This window comes from Flaviramulus sp. (genome assembly GCF_982512915.1).
Map to the genome: position 1 here is coordinate 136,584 of NZ_CEWOCJ010000003.1, position 17,439 is coordinate 154,022.

At 30.5% G+C, this 17,439-nt stretch carries 12 protein-coding genes; 6 read left to right on the forward strand and 6 right to left on the reverse strand.

The window, feature by feature from the left end:
• On the reverse strand, positions 1-768 hold the full coding sequence (locus tag AC1XJX_RS03330) for a TatD family hydrolase (RefSeq protein ID WP_482002540.1): 768 nt from the start codon (positions 766-768) through the stop codon (positions 1-3).
• Between the two features lie 56 nt (positions 769-824).
• On the opposite strand from AC1XJX_RS03330, the gene AC1XJX_RS03335 reads away from it, so the two are divergent.
• Both AC1XJX_RS03335 and AC1XJX_RS03340 read left to right on the forward strand, forming a co-directional pair.
• A complete protein-coding gene (locus AC1XJX_RS03335) occupies positions 825-1,259 on the forward strand; it encodes a retropepsin-like aspartic protease family protein (RefSeq protein ID WP_482002541.1) in 435 nt (144 codons plus the stop codon).
• Positions 1,260-1,288: 29 nt separating this feature from the next.
• Positions 1,289-1,921, forward strand: a complete 633-nt coding sequence (locus AC1XJX_RS03340) for a response regulator (RefSeq protein WP_482002542.1) — start codon at positions 1,289-1,291, stop codon at positions 1,919-1,921.
• Between the two features lie 478 nt (positions 1,922-2,399).
• Here AC1XJX_RS03340 and odhB read toward each other — a convergent pair whose 3' ends face one another.
• The 4 genes from odhB to AC1XJX_RS03360 all read right to left on the reverse strand — a co-directional run bounded on the left by odhB (position 2,400) and on the right by AC1XJX_RS03360 (position 8,214).
• A complete protein-coding gene (gene odhB / locus AC1XJX_RS03345; protein WP_482002543.1) occupies positions 2,400-3,611 on the reverse strand; it encodes a 2-oxoglutarate dehydrogenase complex dihydrolipoyllysine-residue succinyltransferase in 1,212 nt (403 codons plus the stop codon).
• A 30-nt stretch (positions 3,612-3,641) separates the two neighbouring features.
• The gene (locus AC1XJX_RS03350; protein WP_482002544.1) at positions 3,642-6,383 is read right to left on the reverse strand and encodes a 2-oxoglutarate dehydrogenase E1 component; all 2,742 of its coding nucleotides are present in this window, start codon (positions 6,381-6,383) and stop codon (positions 3,642-3,644) included.
• Between the two features lie 506 nt (positions 6,384-6,889).
• Positions 6,890-7,240 carry a hypothetical protein gene (locus AC1XJX_RS03355; protein ID WP_482002545.1) on the reverse strand — a complete coding sequence of 117 codons (351 nt, stop codon included), beginning with the start codon at positions 7,238-7,240 and terminating at the stop codon, positions 6,890-6,892.
• Positions 7,240-8,214 carry a polyprenyl synthetase family protein gene (locus AC1XJX_RS03360; protein WP_482002546.1) on the reverse strand — a complete coding sequence of 325 codons (975 nt, stop codon included), beginning with the start codon at positions 8,212-8,214 and terminating at the stop codon, positions 7,240-7,242. The genes AC1XJX_RS03355 and AC1XJX_RS03360 overlap by 1 nt, the downstream gene beginning before the upstream one ends.
• Before the next feature lie 124 nt (positions 8,215-8,338).
• Between AC1XJX_RS03360 and AC1XJX_RS03365 the strand changes: the two genes are divergently transcribed.
• The 4 genes from AC1XJX_RS03365 to AC1XJX_RS03380 are packed head-to-tail and all read left to right on the forward strand — an operon-like array spanning position 8,339 to position 14,975.
• Positions 8,339-8,944 carry a TetR/AcrR family transcriptional regulator gene (locus AC1XJX_RS03365; RefSeq protein ID WP_482002547.1) on the forward strand — a complete coding sequence of 202 codons (606 nt, stop codon included), beginning with the start codon at positions 8,339-8,341 and terminating at the stop codon, positions 8,942-8,944.
• Positions 8,945-8,946: 2 nt separating this feature from the next.
• Positions 8,947-10,272: a TolC family protein gene (locus AC1XJX_RS03370; protein WP_482002548.1), complete on the forward strand. Its 1,326-nt coding sequence runs from the start codon at positions 8,947-8,949 to the stop codon at positions 10,270-10,272.
• 5 nt (positions 10,273-10,277) lie between these two features.
• A complete protein-coding gene (locus AC1XJX_RS03375; protein WP_482002549.1) occupies positions 10,278-11,453 on the forward strand; it encodes an efflux RND transporter periplasmic adaptor subunit in 1,176 nt (391 codons plus the stop codon).
• Between the two features lie 18 nt (positions 11,454-11,471).
• Complete coding sequence (locus tag AC1XJX_RS03380; protein WP_482002550.1) at positions 11,472-14,975, forward strand: efflux RND transporter permease subunit; 3,504 nt, start codon at positions 11,472-11,474, stop codon at positions 14,973-14,975.
• 74 nt (positions 14,976-15,049) lie between these two features.
• Here AC1XJX_RS03380 and AC1XJX_RS03385 read toward each other — a convergent pair whose 3' ends face one another.
• Entirely contained in the window at positions 15,050-17,437 is a 2,388-nt protein-coding gene (locus AC1XJX_RS03385) for a DUF2309 domain-containing protein (RefSeq protein WP_482002551.1), read from the reverse strand.
• Between the last annotated feature and the right edge of the window lie 2 nt (positions 17,438-17,439).

A 17,439-nucleotide genomic window follows, 5' to 3' on the forward strand; every position in this document is an offset into this window, starting at 1 on the left:
TTATATATTGAAAATATCTTTTGAATTTTCTGTAGTAATTTCAGCAAGTTCTTCAATCGACATATTATATATTAAAGATAGTTTTTCTAAAACCTTCAATATATATAAACTTTCATTTCGTTTTCCTCTATATGGCACTGGTGCTAAATAAGGCGAATCGGTTTCTAAAACTATATGTTTTAAATCTAATTTTTCTAGAAACTGATCTATTTTTCCATTTTTAAATGTAACTACGCCACCAACTCCTAACTTCATATTATAAGATATAGCTTGTTGAGCTTGTTCTAAAGTTCCAGTAAAACAATGAAAAATCCCAAATAAATCATCTCCCTTTTCAGCCTCTAAAATTTGAAAAATTTCATCAAAAGCATCTCTGCAATGAATAACTATTGGTAATTTATATTTTTTAGCTAACCTAATTTGGTGTTTAAAAGCAATTTGTTGAATATTTAAAGTGGTTTTATCCCAATATAAATCAATACCAATTTCTCCTATGGCATAAAACTTTCGAGATTTTAGCATTTCCTCTACATGTTTCAACTCATAATCATAATTTTCTTTTACATGAGTTGGATGTAAACCCATCATTAAAAAGATATTATCTGGATACAGGTGCTCTAAATTAAACATTGCGTTAGTGTAAGTAGAATCAATAGCAGGTATAAAAAATCTTGAAATACCATGCTCAATTGCTCTGTTTATCGTTTCGCTTCTATCTTCTTCAAAAGCTTCACTATATAAATGTGTATGGGTATCTGTTATAATCATTTTGTAAAAATAATTGTTTTACATGATTATATTTGTTTAAAATTAAATGGACTTTCATGCTTCAAGAATTTCTCTTAGAAAAAGGTTACACTAAAATAAAATTACGATTAACTAAAACGAATCATTTTGAAATTAAAGCAACTATAAATGGCAAAAAAGGCTTATTTATTTTAGATACTGGTGCCTCCAATTCTTGTGTTGGTTTTGAAGCTATTAAAACTTTTAAATTAAAAGCTGAAGACTCCATAATTAAAGCTGCTGGTGCAGGTGCTATTGGCATGGATACTAAAACGGCTAAAAAAAATAAAGTTAAAATTGGAAAGTGGAAAAAGGATAAAGTTGTTTTGGTTTTATTTAATCTCAGCCATGTTAATGAAGCTCTAGTTAATCACAACTCACAACCTGTTGATGGGATAATTGGAGCCGATATTTTAAAAAAAGGGAAAGCCGTAATAGATTATGAAAAGAAATATTTATATTTAAAGTTATAAATTAATAGCAAAAAATTTCTTAATATTTAATGAATACCTCAATAGTAATTGCAGACGATCATCCTTTGATGTTGCGTGGACTTACTGATTTTTTAACATCTAAAGGATACAAGATTGTTGGAAGTGCTGAAGATGGAAATTCTGCTTACAACCTAATTGTAAAGCTAAACCCTAAAATTGCCATATTAGATATTAGAATGCCTCATAAAACAGGTTTAGAAATTGCTGAAGCTTGTAAAAAAAATAATTTATCAACTAAAATTATACTTATAACTTTTGATAAAGAAGAAGTATTATTTGATAAAGCTAAGGAACTAAATGTATACGGATATATTTTAAAAGAGTTTACTATTGAAGAAATTGAAACTTGCATAAAAAGTGTAGAAAAAAACACACCTTATTTTAGCGAAGAGATTGCTCATTATTTAAAGTTGAGTGATTTGGGAGAAAAACCTGATGCTTTAAATTTATTAACAAAGTCTGAATTAAGAATATTAAAACTTATTTCTGAAAATAGAACTAGTCAAAATATCTCAGAAGAATTGAATATTTCTATTCGTACAGTTGAAAAACATCGTAGTCATATAGTTGCTAAATTAGATTTAGACGATAAACCTACATCACTCACTATTTGGGCTGGATTGAATAAAGAATTTATATAAAAATACGTAGAACTACGTATTTTTTATATGAAAAACATAAATTACTTTTACCCTGCTATTAATTAGTTCTTAGGGAGAATTATAGAAGGCTCTAAATTGTTTCAATTTAGGGCTTTCGCATTTTATTTAGTTACCTCATCAATTAAAAATACGTAGAACTACGTATTTTATTTTATCTTCTTATACTATATTTTTACAAAGCTATTAATCAACTTTTTTGAGGGATAAAAAGGGAACTCTGTGAAATTAGTCACAGAGTTTCTGATTTTAGTTTTTTAATCCTTTTTTACTTTGCATGAAATGAGAATAAAAATGAAAAAATATAATAATTTAGAAAAATACTGTTTTATTGGATTAGTCTTTTTAGTTATAGCGGTAATTTTCTTGAATATATTTATCTTTTTTTTTAGTTAGTTTTAGTTAAAAAAAGGGTGATGTTTTAAAACACCACCCTTTTTTATTTTATTTAAAATCTGTTTTAAAGTTCTAAAGCTTTTTTGATATCGTTATTCATTAATAATTCTGTTGGATTTTCTATAGCTTCTTTTACAGCAACTAAAAAACCAACACTTTCTTTTCCATCAATAATTCTATGATCGTATGATAAAGCTACGTACATCATTGGATGAATTTCTACATTACCATTAACAGCTATTGGCCTTTCAATAATATTATGCATTCCTAAAATGCCACTTTGTGGTGGATTAATTATGGGAGTTGATAACATACTTCCAAATACACCTCCATTTGTAATAGTAAAGGTACCCCCTGTCATTTCGTCAATAGTAATTTGTCCATCTCTAGCTCTAAGCGCTAAGCGTTTTACTTCATTTTCAACACCTCTAAAACTTAAATTTTCAGCATTACGAATAACAGGAACCATTAATCCTTTTGGTCCAGAAACTGCGATACTAATATCACAAAAATCATATGAAATCATTTCCTTATCATCAATCATCGAGTTTACAGCAGGATACATTTTTAATGCTCTAACAACAGCCAATGTAAAGAAACTCATAAAACCTAAACCAACACCGTGCTTATTTTTAAACGTTTCTTTGTACTCATTTCTTAAATTGAAAATAGGTGTCATGTTAACTTCATTAAAAGTAGTTAACATAGCTGTAGTATTTTTAGCTTCAACTAAACGTTCTGCTACTTTACGCCGTAACATAGACATTTTACTTCTTGAAGCACCACGATTACCACCTGTTGGAGTTCCCATAGAAGGCACTGCATTTATAGCATCTTCTTTTGTAATTCTAGCGTCAATTCCAGAACCAGAAACTGTAGAGGGTTCTACTCCTTTTTCTGCTAAAATCTTTTTTGCAGCAGGACTAGCCGACCCTGTAGCATATGTTTTACTTTCAGTAACAACTAGTTTTGGAGTTTCAGCTTTAGGAGCTTCCTTTATCTTTTCTTCTTTAGGAGCGTTACTCCCTTCAGGTTTTTCAGCACTTGTATCAATTAAACATACCACAGCTCCAACAGCTACAGCATCTCCTTCTTCTGCTTTAAGCGTAATAATTCCGCTTACTTCTGCTGGAAGCTCTAGTGTCGCTTTGTCGCTATCTACTTCTGCTATAGCTTGATCCTTCTCTACATAATCACCATCTTCGACTAACCATGTTGCAATTTCTACTTCTGTAATAGACTCGCCTGGAGAAGGCACTTTCATTTCTAAAATCATTCTTTTATAATTTTAATGTATCTTAATTTTTTATTCAATATCAAAAACGGCGTTTATAACTCGCTGTTGTCTTCTTTTATCTCTTGTACTAGAACCTGGTGCTGGCACAGAGCTAAATGGCCTAGACATGACTTCTAATTTAACCAAATCCATACGTTGTAACATATGACTCCAAGCACCCATATTTTTTGGTTCTTCTTGTGCCCAAATATATTTTTCAACATTTGGATATCGATTAATAACTTCTTGAATTTTTTTAAGATGAAGTGGAAATAGCTGTTCTATTCTAACTAAAGCGACATCTTCTTTATTTAATTCTTCTCTTTGAGCTAACAAATCATAATAAAATTTACCTGTACAGAAAACTAATTTTTTAACTTCTTTAGTATTTACAGTATCGTCGATAACCTCTTGAAATTCACCATTAGCAAGTTCATTTATAGATGAAACTGCTTTTGGATGACGAAGTAAACTTTTTGGAGTAAATACAATTAGGGGTTTTCTATAATCGCGTTTCATCTGACGACGCAATAAGTGAAAGAAATTTGCTGGTGTAGAACAATCTGCTACAATCATATTATCATCTCCACATAATTGTAAATAACGCTCCATTCGTGCTGAGGAATGCTCAGAACCTTGACCTTCATACCCATGCGGTAATAAAACTACAATGCCGTTTTGAGACTTCCATTTATCTTCTGCTGCAGAAAGATATTGATCGAAAATAATTTGAGCTCCATTACTAAAATCACCAAATTGTGCTTCCCAGATGGTTAATGTATTTGGATTAGCCATCGCATATCCATAATCAAAACCAAGTACACCATATTCAGATAAAAAGGAATTATAAATATCCATTTTACCTTTATTTTCTGGATTTGTATTTAATAAATTGATGCGCTCCTCAGATATTTCATCACGCAAAATAGCGTGTCTGTGACTAAAAGTGCCGCGTTCTACATCTTGCCCAGAAATACGAATATTAAAACCTTCTTCCATTAAACTACCATAAGCTAAAGTTTCGGCCATTCCCCAATCCAATGTATCTGTTTCAAAAACCATTTTAGATCTTCCTTCTAAAATACGCTCGGCTTTGCGTAAAAATTTAACACCCTTGGGTACAGTTGAAACTATTTTAGAAATGTTTTCTAATTTTCCTTTTGAATAGGTAGTGTCATCCTTTTCAAGCATCGCTTCAATTCCTCTTCGTTGAAAATTAGTCCAACGTTCTTGCATAAACTCTCTTACTTTTGAAGATTCAGCCTCTTTAGATTTCTCATATTCTTTTTCTAAAGTCTCTCTAAAATCTTCTACAATTTTATCAGAATAAGCTTTATTAATAGTGTTTTCAGCTATCAGCTTGTCTGAATAAATTTTAAAAGGGTTTTCATGTTTCGCGATATTTTTATATAGTTTAGGCTGAGTAAAACGAGGCTCATCCCCTTCGTTATGCCCGTATTTTCTATAACCTAATAAATCAATATATACATCTTTTTTGTAACGCATTCTATATTCAAGAGCCATTTCTACGGCATGAACAACGGCTTCAGCATCATCAGAATTTACGTGTAATACAGGTGAAAGCGTTACTTTAGCTACATCTGTACAATAGGTGCTTGAACGAGCATCTAAGTAATTAGTAGTGAAACCTATTTGATTATTTACTACAATATGTATGGTACCACCTGTTTTGTATCCATTTAATTGGCTCATTTGAGCAACTTCATAGACGATACCCTGTCCCGCAATAGCTGCATCACCATGGACAATGATTGGAATAATTTTAGAATTATCACCATCATAATCACTATCAATTTTAGCTCGGGTAATACCTTCTGCAACGGATGCCACAGTTTCAAGATGAGATGGATTTGGGACTAAATTCATCTTAATTTTTTTACCATTTTGGTAGGTTTTATCAAGTGTTAATCCTAAGTGGTATTTTACATCGCCATCAATGTTTTCATCTTCAAAATCTTTTCCATCAAACTCGCTAAAAAGCTCATTCATTGGTTTTCTAAATATATTTACCAAAGTACTTAAACGACCTCGATGCGCCATCCCTAAAACGCACTCTTTAATACCATATTTCTCAACAGAATAAAAAAGAACGTTACTTATTGCAGGTATTAAAGACTCCCCTCCTTCCAAAGAAAAACGTTTTTGTCCAACGTATTTTGTTTGTAAAAAGTTTTCAAAATTAACGGCTTGATTTAATTTTGAAAGAATATATTTTTTTGTTTCTGAGGAAAAATTAGGCTGGTTATCATTTTTGTTTAATTGTTCTTGCCACCATTTAATAACCTCAGGATTACGCAAATACATATACTCAACACCAATAGAGCTACAATATATTTTTTCTAAATGTGCTATTATCTCACGTAATGTTTGAGAACCTATACCTAAAATTTCTCCTGCATTAAAAACCATATCTAAATCACTATCTGAAAGATTGAAGTTTTTTATTTCTAAAGTTGGAGAATAACTTCTTCTATCTCGAACAGGATTTGTTTTTGTAAACAAATGTCCTCGCATTCTATAACCATCAATTAACTTAACTACTTGAAATTCTTTTTGAAGATGCTCTGGCATTTGAGTTGAAACACCTTCAATAATTTCAACACTTAAACCATAATTTTCACTACCAAAATCATACCCCTGGAAAAAGGCTCTCCAACTTGGTTCTATAGAATCTGGGTTTTGTAAATATTGATCATATAAATCAGCGAAATAAGCTGTATGTGCGGCGTTTAAAAAGGAAAATTTATCCATTGTTATTTTTATACTATAACGATTTAGTCAAAATATTTTTCAAAAATACAACTTTTACTAAAATTAGATGTTTCTTTAGCTACATTTATAATGAATAATTCTGATTTTATTCGCTTTAAATCAAGAACTCTTAATTTTTTAACAAAAACTGTTTTCTATGAACTTATTTTTTTGAAAAATTAAAAAAACAGGCATTACCCTTATTATTATTTTGATGGGTTTTCTCAAAGATTTTTTTGAAAATTGAAAAGGCGATTTTTGGAAACAAATTAGATATGGTGGGGTATTGGTTTGAACTTTGGAGATGATTTTTTAGCGGAACAATTGCTCCAAGTGGCATTTATGAATTCAAAAATACTTTAGCTTTAGGTTATAGAAATGGCAATGTGACTTTTGGTATTAGATACCATGTTTTAAATGATGACCAAAAAAGTATACGCATTGACCATTGGATACCTTTTGTTCGATTTTATTTTTAGGTTTGAACCAATATAAACTTGTTAAATCTAACTGTATTTATTTCTAAACCAAACTTTTTGCCACTCACGTTTTAATATCAAAAATGAAACATCTTCTGAAAGCTTTAACAAATCTTCACCATCTAAAGCTTTAACAGCTTTTTCAGGCACATCAATAATGTAAAGTAAGTTTAAGTACTCTGTAAATTTTTCTTGAATGAGTTTATAAATTTTTTCATGGAGTATGAGTTTTAAACTAGATGGTAAAACATCTTCATGAAAATCTAAATTAATATTAGCTAAGAGTAAATCTTTATTTAATTGAAAAATTAATTTTTTATATAATTCCAGCTCATTTGCCGTTTCAACTAATTCATCAAAAGTAGCTGGCAGCTTCATTAAACAGTTCTATTCATTAAACTTTGTCCAAAATCTTTTAATAATTCCTTTTTCTTGCCAGAAATATTTAAGGGTTCTAAAACTTCAAAAGCTTTATTAGTGTAATGTAAAATAGCTGATTTGGTAGCGTCGGCAGATCCAGAAGTTTGAAATAGCTGTTTTGCAATAGTAATTTTACTTACAATTTCTTCTGGATTTATTGAAAATAATTGTTTTAAGGTTAGCCTATCAGATTCATTTGAATACTCTAAAGCTTTTAAGTATAAGTAGGTTTTTTTATTTTCAATAATATCACCACCTACTTGTTTTCCAAAAGTTTTTGGATCACCAAAAGCATCTAGATAATCATCCTGTAATTGAAAAGCTATCCCTAAGTTTCTTCCAAATTCGTATATATTATTTTGATCATCTACAGAAGCTCCAGCCACTATAGCACCCATTTTCATGGCTGCACCAACTAAAACAGCTGTTTTGTATTCAATCATTTTCAAATATTCACCAATGGTAACATCATTTCTGGCTTCAAAGTCAACATCATATTGTTGGCCTTCGCAAACCTCTAAAGCGGTTTTACTAAAGAGTTTAGCTAAAGATTGAAAAGTGTCAGGCTGATAATTCTCAAAAAGTTGATAAGCCATAATTAACATAGCATCACCAGAAAGAATTCCTGTATTAATATCCCATTTTTCATGCACGGTTTCTTGCCCTCTTCTCAGAGGTGCATCATCCATAATATCATCATGAACTAATGAAAAATTATGAAAAACCTCAATGCTTAATGCAGCTGAAAGCGCTTTTTTATAATCACAATCAAAAACCTCAGCAGCCATTAAAGTTAAAACAGGACGTAATCTTTTACCACCCAATTTTAAGATGTATTGTATAGGATTGTAAAGGTTTTTAGGTTCTTTTGTTACCGCATATTCCTCTAGATATGCAACAAAATGGTTTTGATATTCTTCAATTAAAAGCATAAAGCAAAAATAAATTAAAAACCTCAATAAAATTATCTTGAAATAAAATATGTGTTAAATAATTGTAAACTTTGGAAACTTTTTTTGTTTTTAAAGTTTCCTATTGTACATTTGCCTCCATATTATGAGAGAAAAAATTGTACATAAAGCAGCAGAATTATTCCTTAACCTAGGTTTTAAAAGTGTTACTATGGATGATATAGCTACTGAAATTGGAATATCTAAAAAAACAATTTATGCTCATTTTGAAAACAAAACAAAACTAGTTGAAGCAGTTACTTTTGAACTTTTTGAAACTATTTGTGATGGTATTGATTGTATCTGTAATGCTTCAGTTAATCCTATTGAAGAGTTGTATGATATAAAAATGTTTGTAATGCATCATTTAAAAAACGAAAAATCATCACCTCAATTTCAGCTTAAAAAATATTATCCTGAAACCTATGAAATTTTAAAAGGTAAGCAGTTTGAAAAAATGCACGAATCTGTTAAAGAGAGTCTACAAAAGGGAGTAAACACACAATTATTTCGACCTAATATCGATGTAGATTTTATCTCTAGAATGTATTTTAATGGTATGACAGGTATCAAGGACGTTTCCATATTTCCGCAAGAATTATACACCATGGAATATTTAACAGAGAGTTACTTAGAATATCATTTAAGAGCTATTGTAACAGATAAAGGATTACTAATATTAAACAAGTTTATAACGTCAAATCAATCATAAAAATGAAAAATAAATTAATACTATTTTTTAGTTTATTAATTTCTATTACGGGAATTTCCCAGGAAAGGAATCTTAGCTTTTCTTTGCAAGAAGCGATAGATTATGCGATAGAAAATAATAAAAATATTAAAAATGCTGACCTAAATATTTTAGCAGCAGAAAAACAAGTTTGGGAAACTACAGCATTAGGATTACCGCAAATAAACGGTACAATAGATTACCAAAATTATATAAAAACACCCTTTGACATATCAGCTTTAGAACCTGGAGATCCATTTCTATTTCTTTTTCCTAAACATGGTTTAACTCCAAGTATTTCATTATCTCAATTACTTTTTGATGGAGGTTATATAGTAGGTTTACAGTCTAATAAAGTGTTTTTAGAAATCTCTGAAAATGCTAGAGAAAAAACAATCAATGAAGTTGAAACTTCCGTAGTTAGTGCCTATAATAATGTTTTACTTACCAGAGAAAGCATAGAAATTACTAAAAAAAATATAGAAATTCTTCAAAATAATTTGAATGAGACTGTTAAAATATATGAAAATGGATTAGCAGAAGAAGAAGATGTTGAACAACTTCAAATTACACTTTCTAGTTTAGAAATAAACTTAAAAAACTTAGAAACACTTTTCAATATCTCAGAAGGTTATTTAAAGGTATTACTTGGTATCGATTTAAATGAACCAATTGAACTTAAAGACAATCTTGATGATTTAATACTAAAAAACATTTCATTAGAAATTATTAGTGAGGTACATCCTGTTGCTAATAATATTGATTATAAGATAGCAGCAAATGAAGTTGTAAGTACAGGTTTAGAATATAAACTTGAAAAATCTGAAAGCCTTCCAAAGCTAAATGCCTTTGTTAACTCCAGTTATTTAGGATATACTGATGAATTTTCAAACTATTTTACAAGAGAACAGGATTGGCTTTTTACAGTGGTTGGTGGTATAAGCTTGAAGTTTCCAATATTTAGTTCGTTTGGAGGTAAAGCAAAACGTCAGAAAGCAAAAATTCAATGGGACATTTCTAAAAACAATCTCAGTTTGAAAGAAAGTCAACTAGAATTAGAATTCAAAAACACTAAAAACGAATATAATCTAGCAATAGAAACCTACGCTAACAAACAAAAAAACTTAGCGCTAGCGGAGAAAATAGAAAAGAAAAACACTATTAAATTTAAAGAAGGCATAGCTGGAAGCTTTGATTTAAGGCAAGCACAATTACAATTATATTCAAGCCAACAAGAATATTTACAAGCAATGATTGATGTTATTAACAAAAAAGCTGAATTAAAAAACTTATTAAACATTCAAAACTAATAAATATGAAATACATATATACTTTATCATTAGTAACATTACTTTTAACATCTTGTAGTGGTAACAAAAAGAAATCTGTTGAAGCTATTATTGCTTCAGATGATTTGGAATTAATCAGACAAAAGAAATCTGAATTAGATATTTCTGCTCAAGAAATTTCAACGCAACTAAAACAACTAGAGGAAAAAATAAAAGATCTAGACCCACAGGAAAAAATTCCATTAATAACAACTTTTGCAACAAAAGAAGCTGTTTTTACTCACTTCGTAGAATTACAAGGTAATGTTAACACTAAACAAAATTTATTAATCTATCCAGAATTTTCTGGAGTATTATCTAATGTTTATGTAAAAGAAGGACAAAAAGTTAATAAAGGACAAGTTTTAGCAAAAATTGATGATGGTGGTTTAAACCAACAATTAGCTCAGTTAAAAATTCAAACCAATTTAGCAAAAACAACTTTTGAGCGTCAAGAACGCCTTTGGAATCAAAAAATAGGTAGCGAAATTCAATTTTTACAAGCAAAATCTAGTTACGAAGCCCAACAACAAGCCGTAAATCAACTCGAACAACAAGTAGCAAAAACTTTAGTTCGTGCACCTTTTAATGGGACCATAGATGATGTGATTACAGATCAAGGCTCTGTAGTAGGTCCGGGGCAATCACAATTATTCAGAATTGTAAACCTAGATGATATGTTTATAGAAACTGAAGTCCCAGAGCTTTATGTTTCAGACATAAAAAAAGGTAAAGAGGTACAAGTCTCGTTTCCAGTTTTAGGAAAAGAAATAAATGCAATAGTGCGTCAATCCAGTAATTTTATAAATCCTGCTAATAGAACTTTTAAAGTTGAAGTAGGCATTCCAAATAAAGATAAATCTGTAAAGCCTAACCTTACGGCAAAACTTAAAATTAATGACTACACCAATCATAACGCTATTTTAATTCCACAAAGTATTATTTCTGAAAATGCAGAAGGCCAACAATATGTGTATACAATTATTAATAAAACTGGAGATAAAGCAACTGTAAAACGTGAAATTATTGAAACAGGAAGAACACAAGGAGACTATATTGAAGTCTTATCTGGCATAAAAAATGGTGAAGAAATTATTGATGAAGGAGCTCGTAGTGTTAAAGAAGGGCAAGAAGTTAAAATTCTAATTATTGTTGCCAACTAATTTTAAACATTAAAACTAATGACTAAAAATAAAAAACAAAAACAAGTAGATAAAGAATTTGGTTTATCATCTTGGGCTATAAACAATAAAACAACGATGTATGTTTTAATAGCAGTCATACTCTTTTTAGGTGCTGGTGCTTATTTTAATATGCCTCGAGAAAATTTCCCTGAAATAAAAGAAACAAAAATTTATATAAGTTCCATTTATCCAGGAAATACAGCAGAGGATATTGAGAAACTGATTACTGACCCAATTGAAGATAAACTTAAAACAGTAAGTAATGTTGTTGAAATTACATCTACATCACAAGAAGATTACTCGATAGTAATTGTTGAATTTGATGAAAACATATCAGTTGAAGCTGCAAAACAAAAAGTAAAAGACGAAGTAGATTCTGAAACATCAGGCGAAGACTGGCCAACATTTAATGGGGCCAAAGTGGAGCCAAATGTATTCGATTTAAGCATGTCTGAAGAAATTCCAATTCTTAATATCAATATTTCTGGAGATTATCCTGTTGATAAACTTAAAGAATACGGAGAGTATCTTGAAGATCAAATAGAAAGTTTACAAGAAATTAAGCAAGTAGATATTAGAGGTGCCCAAGAAAAAGAAGTAGAAGTCGCTGTTGATATTTATAAAATGATGGCAGCTCAAGTAAGTTTTGATGATATTATTAATACGATTAGTAGAGAAAACATGACGATGTCTGCTGGTAATTTAATTACTAGTGGCCAACGCAGAACCATACGTATATTAGGCGAAATCGAAAACCCAAGCGAACTTGATAACTTTGTTGTAAAATCCGAAAGAGGTAATCCTATTTACTTAAGAGATGTAGCCAAAGTAACTTTTAAGGATGAAGACAAAACAACATATGCTAGAGAATTTGGAGAACCTGTAGTAATGCTTGATGTAAAAAAACGTGCAGGTAAAAACATGGTAGCAGCCGCAGAACAAATCCAAGAAATTGTTAAAACGGCTATTAAAAATGTGTTTCCTCCAGATTTAAAAGTTACCATTGCCAACGATCAATCTTCAAAAACTATTGGTCAGGTTGATGATTTAGTAAACAATATCATATTTGGTATAATTCTAGTAGTCACTGTTTTAATGTTCTTTTTAGGATTCAAAAACGCTTTATTTGTTGGTTTTGCTATTCCTATGTCTATGTTCATGTCTTTGATGATTTTAAATTATTTGGGCTATACAATGAATACCATGATTCTTTTCGGTTTAATCATGGGATTAGGCATGCTAGTAGATAATGGTATTGTTGTAGTAGAAAATGTATATAGACTTATGGAGGATGAAGGCATGGGTAGGATTGAAGCCGCTAAAAAAGGGATTGGAGAAATAGCATTTCCAATCATTATATCTACTGCAACAACTGTTGCTGCCTTTGTTCCTCTTGGTTTATGGCCGGGAGTTATGGGACAATTCATGATATATTTTCCAATAACACTATCTGTAGTTTTAGGCTCCTCATTATTTGTTGCCATTTTCTTTAATTCTGTAATGGTTTCTCAGTTCATGACTCTTGAAGATAAAAATATGCCTTTAAAACAGATTATTAAAATTTCAATCATAATGTCATCTATTGGTATTTTAATTTTTGCTTTTGGTGGAAATTATAGAGGCCTAGGTACTTTAATGGTGGTAACAGTTTGTTTATTATGGATTTATAGATTGTTTCTAAGAAAATGGTCAAATAATTTCCAAAATAAAACCTTACCTCGCTTGGAGAATTTTTATGAAAAATCACTAAGAACCTCATTAAGCGGAAAAAAACCTGCAATAATAACAATTGGCACAGTTGTTTTACTTATTATAGCCTTTATGGGATTCGGTGCTTCAATAGGAAGTCAACGTACCAAAGTAGAATTTTTCCCAGATAATACACCTAATCAAATTATTGTTTATATCGAATATCCTGAAGGTACCGATATTAAGAAAACTAATGCAATTACAAAAGATATTGAAAAACGGGTTTATCATATTTTAAACGACACTGCTTACATAGATGGAGAATTCAATTTTTTAACAGAAAGTGCTGTTTCACAAGTTGGAGAAGGTGCAGGAAACCCTCAAACAGATGGAGGTTCAGCTGCTGAAATGCCTCATCGAGGAAAAATTACAGCAACCATGCGTGAATATAAGTTCAGAAAAGGATCTGACAGTAATGTGCTTCTAAAAAAAATACAAGAAGCCTTAAAAGACATATACCCTGGTGTTGCCATATCTGTAGAAAAAGACGCGGTTGGTCCTCCAGCTGGTTATCCCATAAATGTTGAATTAGAAGGGGAAGATTATTCCGAGTTAATTATTACTGCTGAAAAAATGCGAGATTTTATTAACACTAAAAATATTCAAGGTATTGATGAGTTAAAGATTGATGTGAATAAATCAAAACCATCAATGCAAGTTCATGTAGATAGAAAAAAAGCAGGAGAATTAGGTGTCACTTCAGGTCAAGTTGGTCAACAATTAAGAAATTCTATATTTGGAGCTAAAGCCGGTATTTATAAAAAAGATGGTGAGGATTATGATATTTATGTTCGATTTAATGAGGAAAATAGATATAACACCAGTGCTATTTTTAATCAAAAAATAACATTTAGAGATATGGCAACTGGTCAAATAAAAGAAATTCCTGTTTCTGCAGTTGCTAAACAAAATAACAACTCTGGTTTTAGTGCAATCAAACATAAAGATGTAAAACGAGTTGTAACACTATACTCAGCATTAGCACCCGGATATACGGATGCTGGTGCAATTGTATCTCAAATTAAAAATGAGATGCAAAGCTTTACTGAAAAACCAAGTAACGTAAAAGTTGACTATACGGGACAAATAGAAGAACAAAATAAGCAAATGGCCTTTTTAATGGGTGCCTTTTTTACAGGTTTAGGTTTAATTTTCTTCATTTTAATATTCCAATTTAACTCTATTTCTAAACCAGGTATTATTATGTTAGCTATATTCTTAAGCTTAATAGGTGTATTTGGTGGTATAGTAGCAACTGGAAGTTCATTTGTAATCATGATGACTATGATGGGCATTATTTCCCTAGCAGGAATTGTAGTTAATAATGGCGTTGTACTTTTAGATTATACACAACTTTTAATTGATAGAAAAAAGGTTGATCATAACTTAGAGGATAACCAATATATTGAAAATGATGAACTTTTAGAGGCTATTGTAAAAGGTGGAAAAGCACGTTTACGTCCTGTATTATTAACTGCCATAACTACTATTTTAGGGTTAATTCCACTAGCAACAGGTTTAAATATCAACTTCTTTACATTATTTAGTGAATTTGATCCTAATATTTATATGGGTGGTGACAACGTGATTTTCTGGGGACCATTAGCTTGGACCGTAATTTACGGATTATTTGTAGCTACCTTCTTAACACTTATTGTAGTCCCCATTCTATTTTATTTAGTTACTAAATTTAAAATGTGGTTATATAGAGACAGCATAAGTATTGATAAAAAATTAGTTACTCAAGATTAAATTGTTTACTAATTAAATAAAAAAAGCCTCAACAATTGTTGAGGCTTGTCCGCTATTAATAATCCTAAAAACAACTATGCGAATTGGGCTGCATCAATTTTAATATTAACTTTTTGAGTATTCATAATTTTATGCTTATGAGCACCTTTCCAATTCAGATTTTTACCATAATTATAAACGCCATTTTTATCTAAAGGATCCATTACCATTAAATAAATCCACTCGTTATCAAGTAAATTTTTCAGATGTTCATTTCTTAAAAGGATTTCAGTTACCCTAGTTAAAGGTGCTTGTATCATAACCGATAACCTTAAAGGTTGATGGTACATTTCTGAATCTGAACTCATTAATGATTGTAATGGAAGTCCTATTTTTACATCACCTCCATTACCTTGAACCACTCCAAACTTACCAGTAACATTATGTGTTATTTTAGTGCCGCTACCAAAAACTTGGTTATCAACAGTAGAAAAATAATAGTGGTTGTTAATCCACTGAGTAACCACCATTGGTCCTTGCATAATACCTTCTAATGCTTTACCACTTTCATCCATTTCCCAATTATAAGAATGTAAAAAACAACGCCCTTCTAAGTTATTGTTTTTAGTCAACTCTCTTGGGCCAACTATAAAACCTGCATTTTTAGCTAAGCCCCATTCTGGTCTTGTTTCACCCCAATTGTAAGCCTTCTTTTGAGCCAAAGCCACACTATTTATTTCAGCTCCTAATCGTTCCTTTGTGGCTGTTTGTTGAGCTTGTAATAAATCAAATTTTAATTTTTCTAAAGCTTCCTTTTGAGTATTCGAAACCTCAGAATCAAATATTACAATTTCATCTGTTGTTGTATTGTGTTCTGCTCCAATAAAAATTGTATTCTTAGGAATTTCAATATGATGATGTTCTTTTAGAGCTTGTTTTACAGCTTTCATATTGGCTAACTTAGCTAACATTCTTGCATTATGTCTTCCTGGACTTGCAGCACATGCGCCACAATCCAAACTAGAACCAAAAGGATTGTTTACTGAGTGACTTCCATGACCTACAAACAACACTAAAGGTGCAAAATTTCTCCATCCCAATAAGTCAAAAGCAGATTTTACAATAGCAACTTTTTCTTCCAAAGGAATATTTAGATTGTTATGATTATTTGAACGGATCTTTTCAATTTGAGGCTCGCAAATAGATTCAAAATCTGGTGCATTCTTTTTATTAAGTCTATAAAAATAAGCGGGTTTCAGTGTTCTTGCTATTAAAGACATCCCATAAAAAATTCCAGAACCTTCAACATAACCAAAAGCAGAAGGTAACATATTTTTCATTCTTTTCAAAAAATAATTTTTGAACTTTTCGACTTCATTTTTTTGTTTATGAGCTTCAACTTCATTTAATTTATTCTCTTGAGCAACTTCTGTTACATGATAACTTGAGTTTAAAATTGGTGGGCAAGATTTTCGAATTAATCCATCGTTTAAATTTTCGTAATCCATTGCAATTCCAAAAAATCCAGCATAACCAAAAGTTTCGTAATTTCCTTTGTTTTCAATATTTCTTCGGATAAGTTCAGATCTGGTATCTATACAAAAAACCAATTGAGCATCTGAAATATTTGTTTGGTTTTTTAAACTGCTTGTTTCTATCTGTTTTGTTTCTAATTGGTTTACAAGCTTATTTTGCCAACTTTTTTCCCATGCTTTAAGAAAAGTAAGTTGAAGTTTAGTAATAGCCGTATTTGTTAACTCATTATCGTTTTTAGGAAAAATTTCAGCTTTTATTTTTTGGGCAACCCAAAGTCTTACCGCTAAATAATCTTGTAATGTTATAGGGTAAGCTTGTTGCCATTCAGAGTTTGAATTACTACGATAATTTATATATCCGGTCCATCCAGGTAAAGCGGCTAAATGAGCTATAAAGATTTTTGTGTAATCTGCTTTAGAATAATTTTTTAATAACTCATCCAAAGCTTCAGTACTAGTTTTTGGAATATCGTTAATATGCAGTTTTGGTATATCATTATCATAAGCTGCAAGCTTTCTCCAAGCCTTATAAAATCCTTGATTTTTATTTGGCATTTCCCATTCTGCTAATCCTTCATCTATAAAAGCAGATAACCATTTTGCCATAATTAAGTCTAATTCATGATTCTTGTTTTTATATAGACCTGTTTTGAACGATTCCATTTCATTTAAATAATACTCTGGAGATTCTGAAAGTTGATACTCTTCAAGCAACTTTAAAAGTTGATTTTTATCAATATCTCCTTTTTCCCAAGCTTGACGATAAAGAGAAGTTTCAGGAAACATCTTTGCATTAAGATGCTTTCCAGCATGTTTTATTGCTATTTCAAAAGGCATTTGTTCGTATCCTGATAAAGGATTAGAGGTTACAAAAGAATATAATGGCCATGTTTTACCTATTACTTGAGACGCCTCCTTTATACTATTTTTAATATTTAAATTAATCATAA